Source organism: Nonomuraea sp. NPDC049637 (assembly GCF_040675235.1).
Taxonomy (GTDB): domain Bacteria; phylum Actinomycetota; class Actinomycetes; order Streptosporangiales; family Streptosporangiaceae; genus Nonomuraea.
The window spans coordinates 161021-178039 of the sequence record NZ_JBFAOM010000016.1 but is presented as its reverse complement, the minus strand read 5'-3'; the positions used below and the strand labels follow the sequence as shown (position 1 = coordinate 178039).

At 68.4% G+C, this 17019-nt stretch carries 16 protein-coding genes; all 16 read right to left on the bottom strand.

Features of this window, described 5'->3' with window-relative positions; genetic code table 11:
• Nucleotides 1-4: 4 nt before the first annotated feature.
• The 16 genes from nuoN to AB0J71_RS23365 all read right to left on the bottom strand — a co-directional run bounded on the left by nuoN (nt 5) and on the right by AB0J71_RS23365 (nt 16863).
• The gene (nuoN, locus tag AB0J71_RS23440) at nt 5-1594 is read right to left on the bottom strand and encodes an NADH-quinone oxidoreductase subunit NuoN (RefSeq protein WP_352322501.1); all 1590 of its coding nucleotides are present in this window, start codon (nt 1592-1594) and stop codon (nt 5-7) included.
• Nucleotides 1591-3150 carry an NADH-quinone oxidoreductase subunit M gene (locus AB0J71_RS23435; RefSeq protein WP_364082555.1) on the bottom strand — a complete coding sequence of 520 codons (1560 nt, stop codon included), beginning with the start codon at nt 3148-3150 and terminating at the stop codon, nt 1591-1593. The genes nuoN and AB0J71_RS23435 overlap by 4 nt, the downstream gene beginning before the upstream one ends.
• Nucleotides 3150-5063 carry an NADH-quinone oxidoreductase subunit L gene (gene nuoL, locus AB0J71_RS23430; protein ID WP_364415931.1) on the bottom strand — a complete coding sequence of 638 codons (1914 nt, stop codon included), beginning with the start codon at nt 5061-5063 and terminating at the stop codon, nt 3150-3152. The genes AB0J71_RS23435 and nuoL overlap by 1 nt, the downstream gene beginning before the upstream one ends.
• Nucleotides 5064-5075: 12 nt before the next feature.
• On the bottom strand, nt 5076-5372 hold the full coding sequence (nuoK, locus tag AB0J71_RS23425) for an NADH-quinone oxidoreductase subunit NuoK (protein ID WP_352322504.1): 297 nt from the start codon (nt 5370-5372) through the stop codon (nt 5076-5078).
• Nucleotides 5369-6151, bottom strand: coding sequence for an NADH-quinone oxidoreductase subunit J (locus AB0J71_RS23420; RefSeq protein WP_352322505.1), 783 nt, complete (start codon nt 6149-6151; stop codon nt 5369-5371). Before AB0J71_RS23420 ends, nuoK begins: the two co-directional genes overlap by 4 nt.
• Nucleotides 6144-6659, bottom strand: coding sequence for an NADH-quinone oxidoreductase subunit NuoI (nuoI, locus tag AB0J71_RS23415; protein WP_352322506.1), 516 nt, complete (start codon nt 6657-6659; stop codon nt 6144-6146). The genes AB0J71_RS23420 and nuoI overlap by 8 nt, the downstream gene beginning before the upstream one ends.
• On the bottom strand, nt 6646-7950 hold the full coding sequence (gene nuoH / locus AB0J71_RS23410) for an NADH-quinone oxidoreductase subunit NuoH (RefSeq protein ID WP_352322507.1): 1305 nt from the start codon (nt 7948-7950) through the stop codon (nt 6646-6648). Before nuoH ends, nuoI begins: the two co-directional genes overlap by 14 nt.
• The gene (locus tag AB0J71_RS23405) at nt 7947-10334 is read right to left on the bottom strand and encodes an NADH-quinone oxidoreductase subunit G (protein ID WP_352322508.1); all 2388 of its coding nucleotides are present in this window, start codon (nt 10332-10334) and stop codon (nt 7947-7949) included. Before AB0J71_RS23405 ends, nuoH begins: the two co-directional genes overlap by 4 nt.
• Complete coding sequence (gene nuoF / locus AB0J71_RS23400; protein ID WP_352322509.1) at nt 10331-11623, bottom strand: NADH-quinone oxidoreductase subunit NuoF; 1293 nt, start codon at nt 11621-11623, stop codon at nt 10331-10333. The genes AB0J71_RS23405 and nuoF overlap by 4 nt, the downstream gene beginning before the upstream one ends.
• A complete protein-coding gene (nuoE, locus tag AB0J71_RS23395) occupies nt 11620-12276 on the bottom strand; it encodes an NADH-quinone oxidoreductase subunit NuoE (RefSeq protein WP_364415929.1) in 657 nt (218 codons plus the stop codon). The genes nuoF and nuoE overlap by 4 nt, the downstream gene beginning before the upstream one ends.
• Entirely contained in the window at nt 12273-13598 is a 1326-nt protein-coding gene (locus AB0J71_RS23390) for an NADH-quinone oxidoreductase subunit D (RefSeq protein ID WP_352322511.1), read from the bottom strand. Before AB0J71_RS23390 ends, nuoE begins: the two co-directional genes overlap by 4 nt.
• The gene (locus tag AB0J71_RS23385; RefSeq protein WP_352322542.1) at nt 13595-14200 is read right to left on the bottom strand and encodes an NADH-quinone oxidoreductase subunit C; all 606 of its coding nucleotides are present in this window, start codon (nt 14198-14200) and stop codon (nt 13595-13597) included. The genes AB0J71_RS23390 and AB0J71_RS23385 overlap by 4 nt, the downstream gene beginning before the upstream one ends.
• Nucleotides 14201-14298: 98 nt before the next feature.
• Nucleotides 14299-14850 carry an NADH-quinone oxidoreductase subunit B family protein gene (locus AB0J71_RS23380; protein WP_352322512.1) on the bottom strand — a complete coding sequence of 184 codons (552 nt, stop codon included), beginning with the start codon at nt 14848-14850 and terminating at the stop codon, nt 14299-14301.
• Between the two features lie 2 nt (nt 14851-14852).
• Nucleotides 14853-15248: an NADH-quinone oxidoreductase subunit A gene (locus tag AB0J71_RS23375; protein WP_352322513.1), complete on the bottom strand. Its 396-nt coding sequence runs from the start codon at nt 15246-15248 to the stop codon at nt 14853-14855.
• Nucleotides 15249-15312: 64 nt separating this feature from the next.
• Nucleotides 15313-16566, bottom strand: a complete 1254-nt coding sequence (locus AB0J71_RS23370) for a geranylgeranyl reductase family protein (RefSeq protein WP_352322514.1) — start codon at nt 16564-16566, stop codon at nt 15313-15315.
• A 183-nt stretch (nt 16567-16749) separates the two neighbouring features.
• The gene (locus tag AB0J71_RS23365) at nt 16750-16863 is read right to left on the bottom strand and encodes a DUF397 domain-containing protein (protein WP_352322515.1); all 114 of its coding nucleotides are present in this window, start codon (nt 16861-16863) and stop codon (nt 16750-16752) included.
• Between the last annotated feature and the right edge of the window lie 156 nt (nt 16864-17019).

Below are 17019 nucleotides of genomic sequence, written 5' to 3'. Positions count from 1 at the left end.
CCCCTTATCTAATGAACAGAGCCGAAGCGGCGTCGTTGGCGACACCGAGGAGGGTCTCCGGGTAGAGGCCCACTCCTACGGTAACCAGCAGGGAAACGGCGATGACGGCCACGGTCCCCATACTGGGCACCGCGATCGCCGGGCCGTCGGCCGCGGGCTCGCTGAAGAACATCAGCACGATCACCCGGACGTAGAAGAACGCGGCGATGGCCGAGGCCACCACGCCCACCACGACCAGGCCGGCCATCCAGCCGCCCATCGAGTCGCCGGGCTGCGTGCCGCTGTTCAGCGCGGCCGCGAACACGGCGTACTTGCCGAAGAAGCCGCTGGTCAGCGGGATTCCGGCGAAGGCGAGCAGGAAGAAGGCGAACACCCCGGCGAGCATCGGCGAACGCTTGCCGAGCCCGGCCCAGCGCGACAGGTGTCCCGCCTCGCCGCCCGGGTCGCGCACCAGCGTGACCACCGCGAACGCGCCGACCGTGGTGATGCCGTAGACCGCCAGGTAGAACAGGATCGACTTGAGCGACTGGGCGTTCTGCCCGGCCGAGCCGAACGTCGCCATCACGCCGACGAGCAGGAAGCCCGCGTGCGCGATGGAGGAGTAGGCCAGCATGCGCTTGATGTCGGTCTGCGTGATCGCCAGGATCGAGCCGACGATCATCGTCAGGGCCGCGACGGCCCAGATGACCGGCCGCCAGTTCCAGTCCAGGTTGCCCAGACCGACCCAGAACACCCGCAGCAGGGCGCCGACGGCAGCGACGAGCGTGCCGGAGGCCATGAGCGCGGTGATGGGGGTCGGGGCGCCCTGGTAGACATCGGGCTTCCACGCCTGGAAGGGCGCGGCGCCGATCTTGAACAGCAGGCCGACGCCGAGCAGCGCGAGCCCGGCCATGAGCAGCGGGTCGAGCAGCGCGCCCTTGGCCAGGGCGGCGTTGATCCCGGGCAGCGAGACGGTGCCCGCGTAGCCGTAGATCATGGCGGTGCCGTACAGGAAGAACGCCGAGGAGAACGCGCCGAGCAGGAAGTACTTCATCGACGCCTCCTGCGACAGCAGGCGGCGCCGGCGGGCCAGGCCGCACAGCAGGTACAGCGGCAGCGACATGACCTCAAGGGCCACGAACATCGTCAGCAGGTCGTGCGAGGCCGGGAAGAGCAGCATGCCGCCGACCGCGAACAGCACCAGCGGGTAGACCTCGGTCTGCCCGGCGCCGTTGTCGGCCGCCTCGGCCTCCTCCTCGTCCGCGCTGCCCGGCACGGCCGCCGCCGAGGCCACGAAGTGGCCCTCGTCGTTGATCAGCAGCACCGACACGAACGACAGGACGATGATCACGCCCCAGATGAACAGCGCGGGACCGTCCACCGCGACCGCGCCCATGGCGGCGGCCTGGGTGGGCACGCCGCGCACGACCTGCAGGATGACCAGCGCGAACGCGCCGATCAGGCTGAGCAGCGTGAGCGGGACGTGGATGGACTTGCGCAGGTAGCGGGGCGCGAACGCCTCGACGAGCACGCCGATGCAGGCAGCGCCGAAGATGATCAGCAACGGCGCCAGCGTGCCGTACTCGATCGTCGGCGCTGGGATGACGTCGTTCACTGACCTGTCCCCTTCTCAGCGATGGTGGCAGTGGGTACGTGCACGTTGGTCAGCGTCTGCTGCACGGACGGGTTGATCACATCGAGCAGCGGCTTGGGGAAGAAGCCGAACCCGATGATCAGCGCGACCAGCGGCGCCAGCACCCAGATCTCCCGGGCGTTGAGGTCCTTGAACGCCTTGACCGGCTCGGCGGTCGGGCCGTTCAGCGTGCGCTGGACCATCCACAGGATGTAGACGGCGGCCAGGATCACGGCCACCGCGGAGATGATCGCGGCCACCGTCAGCGCGCCGGAGCCGTGCGCCTCGCTGGAGTACGTGCCGATCATCACCATGAACTCGCTGACGAAGGACGACAGTCCGGGCAGCGAGAGACCGGCCAGACCGGCGACCAGGAAGAAGCCGGCGAGCACCGGGGCGACCTTCTGGACGCCGCCGTAGTCGGCGATGAACGGCGAGCCGCGCCGGGCGATGAGGAACCCGGCGGCGAGGAACAGCGCGCCCGTGGCGAAGCCGTGGTTGACCATGTAGAGGGCCGCGCCGGACTGGGCGACCGACGACATGGCGAAGACGCCGAGCACGATGAAGCCGAAGTGCGAGATCGACGTGTAGGCGATGAGCCGCTTCATGTCGGTCTGGCCGATGGCCACGATCGCGCCGTAGATGATGCTGATGACCGCCAGGACGACGATCGGCATCGTGAACGCCTTGGCCGCGTCGGGGAACAGCTCCAGGCAGAAGCGGAGCATGCCGAACGTGCCGACCTTGTCGAGCACGCCCACGAGCAGCACGGCGGCGCCGGCCGGGGCCTGGGCGGCCGCGTCGGGCAGCCAGGTGTGCACCGGCCAGAGCGGCGCCTTGATGGCGAAGGCGATGAAGAAGCCGCCGAACAGCCACTTCTGCGTCGTCGGGTCCTTGATGGCCCCGACGAGCGGCTCGAACATGAACGTGCCCTTGTTCGCCAGCACGTACAGGCCGATGACCGCGACCAGCATGAGCAGGCCGCCGAAGAGAGAGTACAGCAGGAACTTGACGGCCGCGTACGACCGCTGGGCGCCGCCGTACGACCCGATCATGAAGTACATCGGGATCAGCATGGCTTCGAAGAACACGTAGAAGAGGAAGACGTCGGTCGCCGCGAAGACGCCGATCATCATCGTCTCAAGGACGAGCAGCAGCGAGAAGTACGTCTTGACCGACCGCTTGGGCGTGATCAGCGTGCCGTCCGAGGTCCTGACGCCGTCGGCGTCGTGCCAGGAGGCCAGGACGACGATCGGCACCAGCACGACCGACAGGGCGATCAGCACCAGGGCGACGCCGTCGACGCCGACCCCGAACTTCACGCCGAAGCTCGGGATCCAGTCGTACTCCGCCTTGAACTGGAAGCGCTCGCCACCGGGCTTGAACCCGGCGGCCATGACGCCCGTCAGCACCATCGTCAGCAGCGAGACCGCCAGCGTGACCTGCTTGGCCAGCTTGTCGCCGCCCTTGGGAAGCAGGGCCACCACGATGGCGCCCACAACGGGCACCGCCATGAGTATCGGGAGCCAGGGTGACATCAGATGTTCCCAACGAGGAGCAGGGCGCCGGTCAGCAGGGCGGCACCGATCAGGATGGACAGCGCGTACGTTCGCGCGAAGCCCGTCTGGAGCCTGCGCAGGCGACCCGAGCTCCCGCCGATGCCTGCCGCCAGACCGTTGACCAGCCCGTCGACGCCGCGGTTGTCGAAGAACACCGCGATGCGGGTCAGCCACTGGCCGGGACGCATGAACAGGGACTCGTTGAGGGCGTCGCCGTACAGGTCACGGCGGGCGAACGTGGTGAGGAAGGAGCCGCGCGGCTGCACCGAGGGCACCTCTGCCCGGCCGTACCTCATCCAGGCGAAGACCACACCGACGGCGACGAGCGCGAGGGTGGCCAGACCGGGCGTGCTGGCGAACTGGAAGCTCGGGGCCTCCGCCTCGCCGCCCACGGCGGGCCGCAGGAAGTCGTACAGCCTGCCGCCCAGCACCAGGTACGCACCCAGACCGAGCGCGCCCAGCGAAAGGATCATCAGCGGCACCGTCATGACGAGCGGCGACTCGTGCGGGTGGGCGTCGTCGGCCCAGCGCTTCTCGCCGAAGAAGGTCATGAAGACCATCCGCGACATGTAGAAGCCGGTGATGCCCGCGCCGAGCACGGCCAGCCAGCCCAGGATCGGCTGGTGGTGGACCGCGGTCTCGATGATGCCGTCCTTGGTGAAGTAGCCGGACAGCAGCGGGAACCCGATGATCGCCAGGTAGCCGATGAAGAACGTGACGAACGTGATCGGCATGAACTTGCGCAGGCCGCCGTACTTCCTCATGTTCACCTCGTCGTTCATGCCGTGCATGACCGATCCGGCGCCGAGGAACATGTCGGCCTTGAAGAAGCCGTGGGTGATCAGGTGGCCGATCGCGAAGGCGTAGCCCGCGGGGCCGAGGCCCGCGCCGAGCATCATGTAGCCGATCTGCGACATCGTCGAGCCGGCCAGGCCCTTCTTGATGTCGTCCTTCGCACAACCGATGATCGCACCGGCGAGCAGCGTGGCCGCGCCGACGATGGAGACGGCCAGCGCCGCGCCGGAGCCCTCGGGGAAGAAGAACGCGCCCGAGCGGACGACCAGGTAGACGCCGGCGGTGACCATGGTCGCCGCGTGGATCAGGGCCGAGACCGGGGTCGGGCCCTCCATGGCGTCGAGGAGCCAGGACTGCAGCGGGAGCTGCGCCGACTTGCCGCACGCGCCGAGGAGCAGCAGCAGGCCGATGGCGAGCATGGTGCCGTCGGAGGCGGCGCCGGAGCCGATCTTCGCGCCGAGGTCCTTGAAGGCCAGGGTGCCGAACGACGTCCAGATGATGAACATGCCGACCAGCAGGCCGAAGTCACCGACGCGGTTGACGACGAACGCCTTCTTCGCCGCGACCGCCGCCGAGGGCTTGAACTGCCAGAACCCGATCAGCAGGTAGGACGCGAGACCCACGCCCTCCCAGCCGATGAACAGGCCCACGTAGTTGTCGGCCAGCACCAGCAGGAGCATCGCGGCGACGAACAGGTTCAGGTACGCGAAGAACCTGCGCCGGTGCTCGTCGTGCGACATATAGCCGATGGAGTAGATGTGGATCAGCGATCCGACACCCGTGATGAGCAGGGCGAAGCTGATCGACAGCGGGTCGATCAGCAGGCCCATGTCGACCATGCCGGGGATGAACTCGTACAGGTGCACCGCGCGGCGGCGCTCCTCGGGCCCGAGGCCGATCAGCTCGAAGAAGGCCAGCACCGCCACCACGAACGAGGCGAGCGACATGACCACGCCCAGCAGATGGCCCCAGCGATTGGTGAACTTGTTGAACACCAGCAGGATGAACGCCCCCACGAGCGGAAGGGCGATCATCAGCCAGGCGTTCCCGATCACACCGCCGACGTGAGGGGTGATCTGAGCGATTTCAGATTGCATCAGTCACCTCTCTTAGTACTTCAGCAGGTTGGCGTCGTCGACGGACGCGGACCTGCGGGTTCGGAAGATCGTCACGATGATGGCCAGGCCGACGACGACCTCGGCCGCGGCCACCACCATCACGAAGAACGCGATGATCTGGCCCTCCAGGTTGCCGTTCTGCCTGGCGAAGGTGACGAACGCGAGGTTGCAGGCGTTGAGCATGAGCTCGACGCACATGAACACCACGATCGCGTTGCGCCTGATCAGCACGCCGAGCGCGCCGATCGCGAACAGCACACCCGACAGGATCAGGTAGTGGGTCGTCACTTGGTCACCTCGTTGGTCGTCTCCTCGGCGTCATCCTCGGCCGTGTGCCTGATGGCCTCGGCGAGCTTCGGGTCCTCGGGGAGGTGGCCGTGCTCGACGTCGTAGCGGGCGATGTAGCGGTTGACCGACGACTCCGCGACCGAGCCGTCGGGCAGCAGCGCCGGCATGTCGATGGCGTTGTTCCTGGCGTAGGTGCCGGGGCCGGGCAGCGGCGAGGGACGCTCGCCGAGGAACCGGGCGCGCGAGAGGTCCTTCTGCGTGGCCTTCTCGGTGAACTTCTCCCGGTGCGCCAGGACCATCGCGCCCAGGGCGGCGGTGATCAGCAGGGCCGAGGTGACCTCGAACGCGAAGACGTACTTGGTGAACAGCAGCAGCGCGATCGAGCGGACGTAGCCGCCCTGCGCCGTGGCCTGCGCCAGGCCCGCCTCACCGGAGAAGATCGCGTTCCCCACCGCCAGGATGATCAGGACGGCGAAGCCGAGGGCCGCGAGGGCGCCCCAGAAGCGCTGACCCCGCAGCGTCTCCACGAAGGAGTCGGAGGAGTCCACGCCCACCAGCATGAGCACGAACAGGAACAGCATCATGATGGCGCCGGTGTAGACGATGATCTGCACCGCGGCGAGGAAGGGCGCGTCCTGGACGGCGTAGAGCACCGCGAGGCAGAGCATCACGGTGCCGAGCATCAGCGCCGAGTAGACGGCCTTCCTGTTGAAGACCATGCCGAGCGCCGCGCCGACCGATACGACGGCGAGAACCCAGAATGTGATGGTCTCACCCATTGGTTCGTCCCAGCCGGTAGTAGTCCTCTTCGGTCTCGCCGAGCCGCATCGGGTGGGGCGGCTGCTCCATGCCCGGCGTCAGGTCCGCGAGGAGCATCTCCTTGGTGTAGATGAGGCTCTCGCGGCTGCTGTCGGCGAGCTCGTACTCGTTGGTCATGGTGAGCGCGCGGGTCGGGCAGGCCTCGATGCACAGGCCGCACAGGATGCACCGCAGATAGTTGATCTGGTACGTGCGCCCGTAACGCTCACCCGGCGAGTAGCGCTCCTCGTCGGTGTTGTCTGCGCCCTCGACGTAGATCGCGTCCGCCGGACACGCCCACGCGCACAGCTCACAACCGACGCACTTCTCCAGCCCGTCCGGCCAGCGGTTGAGCTGGTGACGACCGTGGAAGCGAGGAGCCGTCGGCTTCTTGACCTCCGGGTAGTTGGTCGTGACGGGCTTCTTGAACATCGTGTGGAAGGTGACCCCGAAGCCCTTGACGGGGTTCAGCCAATCAGTTAGTCCCACTGGGAATCTCCTTGTGCTGCACCCCGTGGTAGTGCGGCAGATCGAGCGGCGGCACAGGGAAGCCGCCGGCCGTCGGCTCGTCGGACAGTTGCTCGAACTCGGCCTCCACCTCGGCCTTGCGCGCCTCCTTGCGCCGCTGGTTGACGGTGTCGAACCGCATCCAGATGGCCAGCGCGCCGACCACGATGACCGCGCCGATCACGATGCCGACCGTCTTGTTGCCCTCGTTGACGACCACGTTGCGAGCCGCGGCGACGAGCAGGATCCAGGCCAGGTTCACCGGGATCAGCACCTTCCAGCCCAGGGACATGAGCTGGTCGTAGCGCACGCGCGGCAGCGAGGCACGCACCCACACGATGAAGCTGAAGGTCAGCACGAACTTGATGAAGAACCACAACACCGGCCACCAGCCCGTGTTGGCGCCGTCCCACAGGGAGATCGGCCACGGGGCCCGCCAGCCGCCCAGGAACAGGGTGACCGCGATGCCCGAGGCGGTGAAGGTGTGCAGGTACTCGCCCATCATGATGAGGGCGAACTTCAGGGACGAGGAGTACTCGGTCTGGAAGCCGCCGACCAGCTCACCCTCGCCCTCGGGGAGGTCGAACGGGATTCGGGCGGCCTCGCCGAACATGCAGATCACGTAGATCACGAACGACGGGATCAGCAGGAAGACGAACCAGCCCTGCTCGCCCTGCGCCTTGACGATCTCGGAGGTGGACAGCGTCCCGGCGAACAGGAAGATCGCCACGAACGACAGGCCCATCGCGATCTCGTACGAGACCACCTGCGCCGCCGACCGCAGACCGCCCAGCAGCGCGTACGGCGAGCGCGACGACCAGCCGGCCAGCACCACGCCGTAGACCGAGATGGCGCCCATGGCCAGCATGAACAGCACCGCCACCGGCAGGTCGACGAGCTGCAGCGGCGTCTGGACGCCGAACAGGTTGACCATCGGCGCGAACGGCACGATCGAGAAGGCCAGGAACGCCGGCACGACCATGATCACGGGGGCCAGCAGGTAGAGCACCTTGTCCACGGTCCGCGGGAAGATGTCCTCCTTCAGACCCATCTTGATGCCGTCGGCCACCGACTGCAGCAGACCGAACTTGCCGGCCCGGTTGGGGCCGTAGCGGTGCTGCATCCGCGAGATCAGCTTGCGCTCGTACCAGACGCCGAACAGGATGCCCAGCATCAGGAAGGCGAACAGCATCACGGCCTTGATGATGGTGATCCACAGCGGGTCCTTGCCGAAGTCGGCAAGGGTGGGATCGGCCGCGAGAACGTGGGTCATGATGCGCTCCCGATCGTGACGATGTCGCCGGCCAGCGCGCGCAGGTCGCGCGTGACCGAGCAGCCGCCGGAGTTCGCCGGCACCCAGACCACCCGGTCGGGCAGGTCGGCGACGCGGACCGGCAGCGTGACCGCGTTGGGGCCGGGGCCGCCGACGACGAGCTTGTCGCCGTCGATGACGCCGATCTCGGCCGCCGTGGCCGCCGACACCAGCGCCTCGGTGGCACGGGCGGTGCCGGCCAGGTACGGCTCGCCGTCCTGGAGCCTGCCCTCGTCGAGCAGCAGGTGCCAGGTCGCCAGCAGCGCCTCGCCGGCCGCCGGGGCGGCCTGGGCGCGGGTGGCGGTGCTCGGCGCGGCGACGCGGACCCCGCGCCAGGCGCCGAGGCTGGCCAGCTCACGCCGGACGGCCTTGGCGTCCGGCAGGCCGAGGTGCACGTCCATGCGGTCGGCGAGGTTGCCGATGACGGCCAGGTCGCTCTGGATGCCGGGCACGCGCAGCGGCGCTTCGAACGAGCGGCCCCTGCCCTCCCAGTTGACGAACGTGCCGCTCTTCTCCTGCACCGCCGCGACCGGCAGCACCACGTCGGCGCGGTCGGTGACGGCGCTGGCGCGGATCTCCAGGCTGACGATGAACGGCGTGTTCTCCAGCGCCTCCAGCGCGGCGGCGGGGTCGGCCAGGTCGTGCGGGTCGACGCCGGCCACGACCAGCGCGTCGATCTCGCCGGCGCGGGCGGCGGCGAGGATGCCGTCGGTATCGCGGCCGGGCACGGCGGGCAGCGAGCCCACGTTCCAGACCCTGGCGACCTCGGCCCTGGCAGCCTCGTCGGCCACGGGACGGCCGATCGGCAGCAGGTTGGGCAGCGCGCCGGCTTCGAGCGCACCGCGCTCACCGGCCCTGCGCGGCACCCAGCCCAGCCGGACGCCGGAGCCGGCGCCGAGGCGGACCAGGGCCGACAGCGCGCCCGGCACGGTGGCCAGCCGCTCGCCGGCCAGCACGATCGTGCCCTCGGCCAGCGTGCCGACCAGGTCGCCGATCGCGTCGGCCTCGGCGCCCGGGGCGGTGGCGATGAGCGTGCCGCCCATCTTGGCCAGCCCGGCGGAGGCGAACGGCGCGATCGCGGTGACCTTCAGGCCCTTCTTCTGCCACGCCTTGCGCAGGCGCAGGAAGACGATCGGCGACTCCTCCTCGGGCTCGAACCCGACGAGCAGCACGGCCGGAGCCTTCTCGAGGTCGGTGTAGCTGATCTCGATGCCCTTGCCGGCGACCGCGTGCGCCAGGAACTGCGCCTCCTCGGCGGAGTGCGGGCGGGCGCGGAAGTCGATGTCGTTGCTGCCCAGCGCGACCCGGGCGAACTTGCTGTAGGCGTAGGCGTCCTCGACCGTGACCCGGCCGCCGACCAGCACGCCGGCCCGGCCGCGGGCGGCGGCCAGACCCTCGGCGGCGACCGCCAGCGCCTCCGGCCACGAGGCGGGCACGAGCACGCCTTCCTCGTTGCGCACCAGGGGCGTCTTGAGCCGGTCGGGCTGGGTGGCGTAGGAGAAGGCCCAGCGGCCCTTGTCGCAGTTCCACTCCTCGTTCACCTGCGGGTCGTTGCCCGCCAGGCGGCGGGTCACCCGGCCGCGCCGGTGGTCGGTGCGCAGGGAGCAGCCCGACGCGCAGTGCTCGCACGCGCTGGGCGTGGAGACCAGGTCGAACGGGCGCGCCCGGAACCGGTAGGCCGCGCCGGTGAGCGCGCCGACCGGGCAGATCTGCACCGTGTTGCCGGAGAAGTAGGAGTTGAACGGCTTGCCGTCGGCGACCCGGACCTGCTCCTTGGCGCCGCGCTCGAAGAACTCGATGAGCGGGTCGCCGGCGATCTGGTCGGAGAAGCGGATGCAGCGGGCGCACTGGACGCAGCGCTCACGGTCGAGCAGCACCTGCGTGGACAGCGGCAGCGGCTTGGGGAACGTGCGCTTCTGCTCCTGGAACCGCGACTCGCCCTGGCCGTTCGACATGGCCTGGTTCTGCAGGGGGCACTCGCCGCCCTTGTCGCAGACCGGGCAGTCGAGCGGGTGGTTCATCAGCAGCAGCTCCATGGCCCCGCGCTGCGCCTTCTCGGCGACCGGCGAGGTGAGCTGGGTCTGCACGACCATGCCCTCGGCGACCTCGATCGCGCAGGACGGCTGCGGCTTGGGGAAGCCGCGGCCGTTGCCCGCGTCGGGGATGTCGACGAGGCACTGGCGGCAGTTGGCCGCCGGGTCGAGCAGCGGGTGGTCGCAGAACCGGGGGATCTGGATGCCCAGCAGCTCGGCGGCCCTGATGATCAGGGTGCCCTTGGGGACACTGACCTGGAACCCGTCGATGGTGAGGGTCACCAGGGTGGTTTCTGTTTCTACGACGGTCACTGCTCACCCCAGAGAGTGGACTTCTTCGGGTCGAACGGGCAGCCGCCGATCTCGAAGTGCTTGAGGTACTCCTCGCGGAAGTACTTCACCGAGGAGTGGATCGGGCTGGTCGCGCCGTCGCCGAGGGCGCAGAACGAGCGGCCGAGGATGTTGTCCGCGATGTCGGTGATCGTGGACAGGTCCTCCTCGGTGCCCTGGCCCTTCTCCAGGCGCTTGAGCACCTGCTTGAGCCAGTACGTGCCCTCGCGGCACGGCGTGCACTTGCCGCAGGACTCGTGGGCGTAGAACTCGGTCCAGCGCAGCACCGTGCGGACCACGCAGGTGGTCTCGTCGAAGATCTGCAGCGCGCGGGTGCCGAGCATCGAGCCCTTGGCGCCGACGGCCTCGAAGTCGAGCGGCACGTCGAGGTGCTCGTCGGTGAAGATCGGCGTGGACGAGCCGCCCGGGGTCCAGAACTTGATCTGGTGCCCCTCGCGGATGCCGCCGGCCATGTCGAGCAGCTCGCGCAGCGTGATGCCGAGCGGGGCCTCGTACTGGCCGGGCCTGGTGACGTGGCCGCTGAGGGAGAAGATGCCGAAGCCCTTGGACTTCTCGGTGCCCATCGAGGCGAACCAGTCGGCGCCGTTGCTGATGATCGAGGGAACACTGGCGATCGACTCGACGTTGTTCACGACAGTCGGCGAGGCGTACAGGCCCGCCACGGCCGGGAACGGGGGCTTGAGTCGCGGTTGACCTCTGAAGCCCTCCAGCGAGTCGAGCAGCGCCGTCTCCTCGCCGCAGATGTACGCGCCGGCGCCGCTGTGCACGACGAGTTCCAGGTTGTACCCGGAGCCGAAGATGTCCTCGCCCAGGAAGCCCTTCTCGTACGCCTCGCGCACGGCCGCGTGCAGCCGGCGGATGACGTGCAGCACCTCGCCGCGCACGTAGATGAAGGCGTAGTTGGCCCTGATCGCGAACGCGGTGATGATGACGCCCTCGACCAGCGAGTGCGGGTTGGCCATCATCAGCGGGATGTCCTTGCAGGTGCCCGGCTCCGACTCGTCGGCATTGACGACGAGGTAGTGGGGCTTGCCGTCGCCCTGCGGGATGAATCCCCACTTCATGCCGGTGGGGAAGCCCGCGCCGCCGCGGCCGCGCAGGCCGGAGTCCTTGACCGCCTGGATGACGGCGTCGGGGTCCATGCCCAGCGCCTTCTTGGCCGCCTTGTAGTCACCGCCGTAGCCGTCGAGGGTGAAGGAGTCGGCCTGGTCCCAGTTGGCGGTCAGGACCGGGGTCAGTGTGGTGCTCATGCCTCGGGGACCTTCCATCCGTTGGCCTTGGCCACCTTCAGGCCCTCCAGCGAGGGGCCGGCGGCCGACGGGCCGTCGCCCGCCAGGTCGTCGGGCAGGCCCGCGAGCACGCGCGAGGCCTCCTTGAAGGTGCAGAGCTTCTTCGGTCCGCGGGTCGGCCGCACGTCCTTGCCGTCACGCAGGTCGTCGACGAGCTGCTTGGCCGAGGCGGGGGTCTGGTTGTCGAAGAACTCCCAGTTGACCATCATGACCGGGGCGAAGTCGCAGGCCGCGTTGCACTCCAGGCGCTCCAGCGAGATCTTGCCGTCGCCGGTGGTCTCCTCGTGGCCGACGCCGACGTGCTCGGACAGCTCGTCCCAGATCTGGTCGCCGCCCATGACGGCGCACAGCGCGTTGATGCAGACGCCGACGTGGTAGTCGCCGGCCGGCTTGCGCTTGTACATCGTGTAGAAGGTGGCCACGCCGGTGACCTCGGCCTTGCTCAGGCCCAGCATCTCGGCGCAGAACTCCTTGCCGTCGTCGGAGACGTAGCCGTCGGCCGACTGCACGAGGTGGAGCAGCGGCAGCAGGGCGGACCGCGTCTTGGGGTAGCGGCCGATGATCTCCTTGGCGTCCTGTTCGAGACGCTCGCGGACTTCCGGTGAATAAGTCACCGGTCCACACCTCCCATGACGGGGTCGATAGAAGCCACCGCGGCGATCACGTCGGCGACCTGGCCGCCCTCCGCCATGGCGGGGAAGCCCTGCAGGTTGCAGAAGGAAGGCTCGCGGAAGTGCACGCGGTACGGGCGGGTGCCGCCGTCGCTGACGACGTGCGCCCCGAGCTCGCCCTTGGGCGACTCGATGCTCGCGTACGCCTGGCCGGCCGGGACCCGGAAGCCCTCGGTCACCAGCTTGAAGTGGTGGATCAGGGCCTCCATCGAGCTGCCCATGATGTGCGCGATGTGGTCGGGCGAGTTGCCGAAGCCGTCGGGGCCGAGCGCGAGCTGCGCGGGCCAGCCGATCTTCTTGTCCTCGATCATCACCGGGTCGCCCTTGAGCGGGCCGGCGATGCGGTCGAGAGCCTGCTCGATGATCTTGAGCGACTCCTCCATCTCCCGCATGCGCACGAGGTAGCGCGAGTACACGTCGCAGCCGCGCTCGGTGGCGACCTCGAACTCGTACGTCTCGTAGCCGGAGTAGGGCTGCGACTTGCGCAGGTCCCAGGGCAGCCCGGCGGCGCGCAGGATCGGGCCGGTGATGCCGAGCGCCATGCAGCCGGTCAGGTCGAGGTAGCCCACGTCCTTGGTGCGGCGCACGTAGACGGGGTTCTCGTCGAGGAGCTTGCGGATGTCCTTGATCCGCTTGGGCATTTCCTTGAGGAACTCGCCCACCTTGTCGACCGCGCCCGCGGGCAGGTCGACGCTGACGCCGCCCGGCCTGACGTAGGCGTGGTTCATGCGCAGACCCGTGATGTACTCGAACAGGTCCATGATCATTTCGCGGTCGCGGTAGCCGAACAGGAACGGCGTGGTCGCGCCCAGCTCCATGCCGAACGTGCCCATCGCGACCAGGTGCGAGGCGATGCGGTTGAGCTCCATCATCATCACGCGGATGGCCTGCGCCCGCTCGGGCACGCGGTCGGTGATGCCGAGCAGCTTCTCCACGCCCAGGCAGTACGCGGTCTCGTTGAAGATCGGCGAGAGGTAGTCCATGCGGGTCACGAACGTGGTCCCCTGGGTCCACGTCCGGTACTCCATGTTCTTCTCGATGCCGGTGTGCAGGTAGCCGATGACGCTGCGCGCCTCGGTGACCGTCTCACCGTCGAGCGTCAGGACCAGGCGGAGCACGCCGTGCGTGGACGGGTGCTGCGGGCCCATGTTGACGACCAGGCGCTCTTCCTCGGTGTCGCGCGCGCCGCCGACGACCTCGTCCCAGTCTCCGCCGGTGACCGAGTAGACCTTGCCCTCTGTCGCCTCGTCATAAGCGGTGCTCATGAGTAAGACCTCCTCTGGTCCGGCGAGGGGATGGTGGCGCCCCGGTACTCGACCGGGATGCCGCCGAGCGGGTAGTCCTTGCGCTGCGGGTGACCGTCCCAGTCATCCGGCATCATGATCCGGGTGAGTGACGGATGGCCGTCGAAGACGATTCCGAAGAAGTCGTACGTCTCCCGCTCATGCCAGTCATGACCAGGGTAAACGCCCACGGTGGATGGAATGTGCGGGTCGGCGTCCGGTGCGCTGACCTCCAGGCGCACGCGCCTGTTGTGGGTGATCGAGCACAGGTGGTAGACGGCGTGCAGCTCCTCGCCCTTCAGGTGCGGGTAGTGCACCCCGGAGACGCCGAGCGACAGCTCGAAACGCAGGGCCGGGTCGTCGCGCAGCTTCTGGCAGACCTCCACCAGGCGCTCGCGGCGGACGTGCAGGGTCAGCTCGCCGCGGTCGACCACGACGCGCTCGATGGCGTCGTCGAGGGCGAGGGCGTCGACCAGCTCGTCGAAGTAGCCGCCGTACGGGCGGGGCGTGGAGATCTGCGGCGCCCGGCGGACGACGAGACCGCCGTAGCCGGAGGTGTCGCCGGAGTCGTGCGCGCCGAACATGCCGTGCCGGGCGACGGGCGCCTCGGGGACGGCCGGGACCGAGGCGGCCTCGGGGGCCTCCCCGCTCTCCGGGCTCCCGGGAAGGTGGTCGGGCGAGGTCACTTTCCGGCCCCCTGGTCGATCAGCGGCAGCGTGCGCAGCGCCCGCAGTTCGAGGTCCTCGATCTGCTTGGCGCGGTGGGCGCCGAACTTCATGTTCTGGATCTTGTCGTGCAGCTTCACGATCGCGTCGATCAGCATCTCCGGCCGCGGCGGGCAGCCGGGCAGGTAGATGTCGACCGGCACGACGTGGTCGACGCCCTGCACGATGGCGTAGTTGTTGAACATGCCGCCGCTGGAGGCGCACACGCCCATGGCGATGACCCACTTGGGCTCGGCCATCTGGTCGTAGATCTGCCGCAGGACGGGCGCCATCTTCTGCGACACGCGCCCGGCGACGATCATGAGGTCGGCCTGGCGAGGAGACGCCGAAGCGCGCTCCATGCCGAAGCGCGCCAGGTCGTAGTGGGGGCCACCGGTGGCCATCAGCTCGATGGCGCAACACGCGAGGCCGAACGTGGCCGGCCACACCGAGCTCTTCCGCGCCCATCCTGCGGCGGCTTCGACCGTGCTGAGGATGAACCCGCTGGGGAGTTTCTCTTCAAGTCCCATTTTCAGTCCCAGTCCAGACCCTTGCGGCGCCACACGTACGCGTAGGCGACGAGCACGGTGACGATGAACAGCAGCATCTCGACCAGCGCGAACAGCCCGAGGCCGGACGCGATGGTGGTGCCCGCGTCGTTCTTCAGCGGCGCGAAGGAGACCGCCCACGGATAGAGGAAGATGATCTCGATGTCGAACACGATGAAGAGCATCGCGGTGATCATGTATTTGAGCGGGAACCGTCCGCCACCGACCGGCTGGGGCGTCGGCTCGATGCCGCATTCATAGGCGTCAAGCTTCGCGCGGTTCCAGCGCTTGGGTCCGGTGAAGGGAGCGATGGCGACCGAGAAGATCGCGAAGCCCCCCGCGAGAACGGCGAGCACCAGGATGGGCACGTAAAGGTCCATCGCTACGCCTCCTCTGGAGTCGCCGCGCGCGCCGGCGCGCAGCTTGATGTGTCTGTCGTGGGAATCATGCTGGTGGGGCGACCTTCGAGAGAGCGTTGATGATCATGTCGGACGCATCGCCTCGCCGGTCGGTGAGATTACCAAGGAGCTTGAGCGCGAAGCGCATCAGCCTCGGGTGTGGCAGGCCGTGCCTGGTCCCGAAGCTCATCACACCCGGCTTCCCAATCGCCTCGACGAACAACCTCCCCAGGGTGAAGTAGCCGCCGTAGGCGTCCTTCATCACCTGGGGGTAGGTCCTCAGGATCCGCTCGCGCTGTGCGGGAGTGGTGTCCTTGAGTGCCTTCGCGATGATCTCGGCGGCGATCTCGCCGGTCTCCATGGCGTAGGCGATGCCCTCGCCGTTGAACGGGTTGATGGACCCGCCGGAGTCACCCACGAGGATAAGACCCCGCGTGTAGTGCGGCTGCCTGTTGAAGGCCATCGGGAGAGCGGCGCCGCGGATGGGGGCCGTCATGTTCTCCTCGGTGAAGCCCCAGTCGGCCGGCATGGCCCTGCACCAGCGCTTCAACAGGTCGCGGTAGTCGATGTTGCCGAACTGGGCGCTGGTGTTGAGCAGCCCGAGCCCGACGTTGGCGGTGCCGTCGCCGACCCCGAACACCCAGCCGTAGCCGGGGAGCAGGGTGTCGCCGTCCCACAGCTCCAGCCAGGTCTCCAGGTAGTCGTCGTCGTGGCGGGGGCTCTCGAAGTAGGTGCGGACGGCCACGCCCATGGGCCGGTCCTCCCGCTTGTGCAGGCCCATGCCGATCGCCAGGCGGGTGCTGTTGCCGTCGGCCGCCACGACCACCCGGCTGCGGTACGTCGCGCCGTCCTTGGTGCGCACGCCGACGATGTGCCCGCTGCGGTCGTCGAGCACCGGCCCGGTCACGGTGACGCCCTCCATGAGGCGCACGCCGTTCTTGACCGCGTTGGCCGCGACGATCTGGTCGAAGTCCTTGCGGGTGCGGACCAGGCCGAAGTCGGGGAAGCGCTCCAACTGCGGCCAGTCGAGCTCGAAGCGGAGGCCGCCGCCGACGACGCGCAGGCCCTTGTTCCTGATCCAGCCGGGCGCGTCGATGTCGACGCCCATGTTGAGCAACTGCTTGACGGCACGTGGCGTCAGGCCGTCGCCGCAGACCTTCTCGCGGGGGAACCTGGTCTTCTCCAGGAGCAGCACGTCGAGACCGGCCTGAGCGAGGTAAAAGGCGGTTGCGGAACCGGCGGGACCGGCGCCGACGACGATGACGTCGGCGTCAGCCTGTATGGCTGGTGGCACGGTCACTGGACTGTCCTGTCCTACACGCTCGAAGGCCTCGGGGTCTTGCGCCTTCGTTCCTTTGTGAACCCCTTCACAAACTTGTCGGCCCGCAGTCTACTGCTTTTCCTGTACATAGTGGCAGTCGGGGTACGGATCCTGGACACGACAAGGCCCTCCGTCGTCAACGAAGGGCCGGGCACGGGAACGTCAGACTTCGAACTCGGCGTTGCGCACTCCACCGACGAACTCGACGCAGTCGCCGGCGGCCGCGCTGAGACTGCTCCTGCGCCATCCGTCCGGCGAGACAGTGGGACCGCTCATCGGACGGACTACCTCCCGAGTCTCATTGGTCTGGACCAATGACGGTAGCCAACAGAAGATCGGCCGAGCCTGCAAGACACGCCACGATAACCATGCCGTTACGATTGTTGTGCCGTTGGCAGAGCGCGCCCGGCCAAGAAGGCCGTCTTCCTCTTC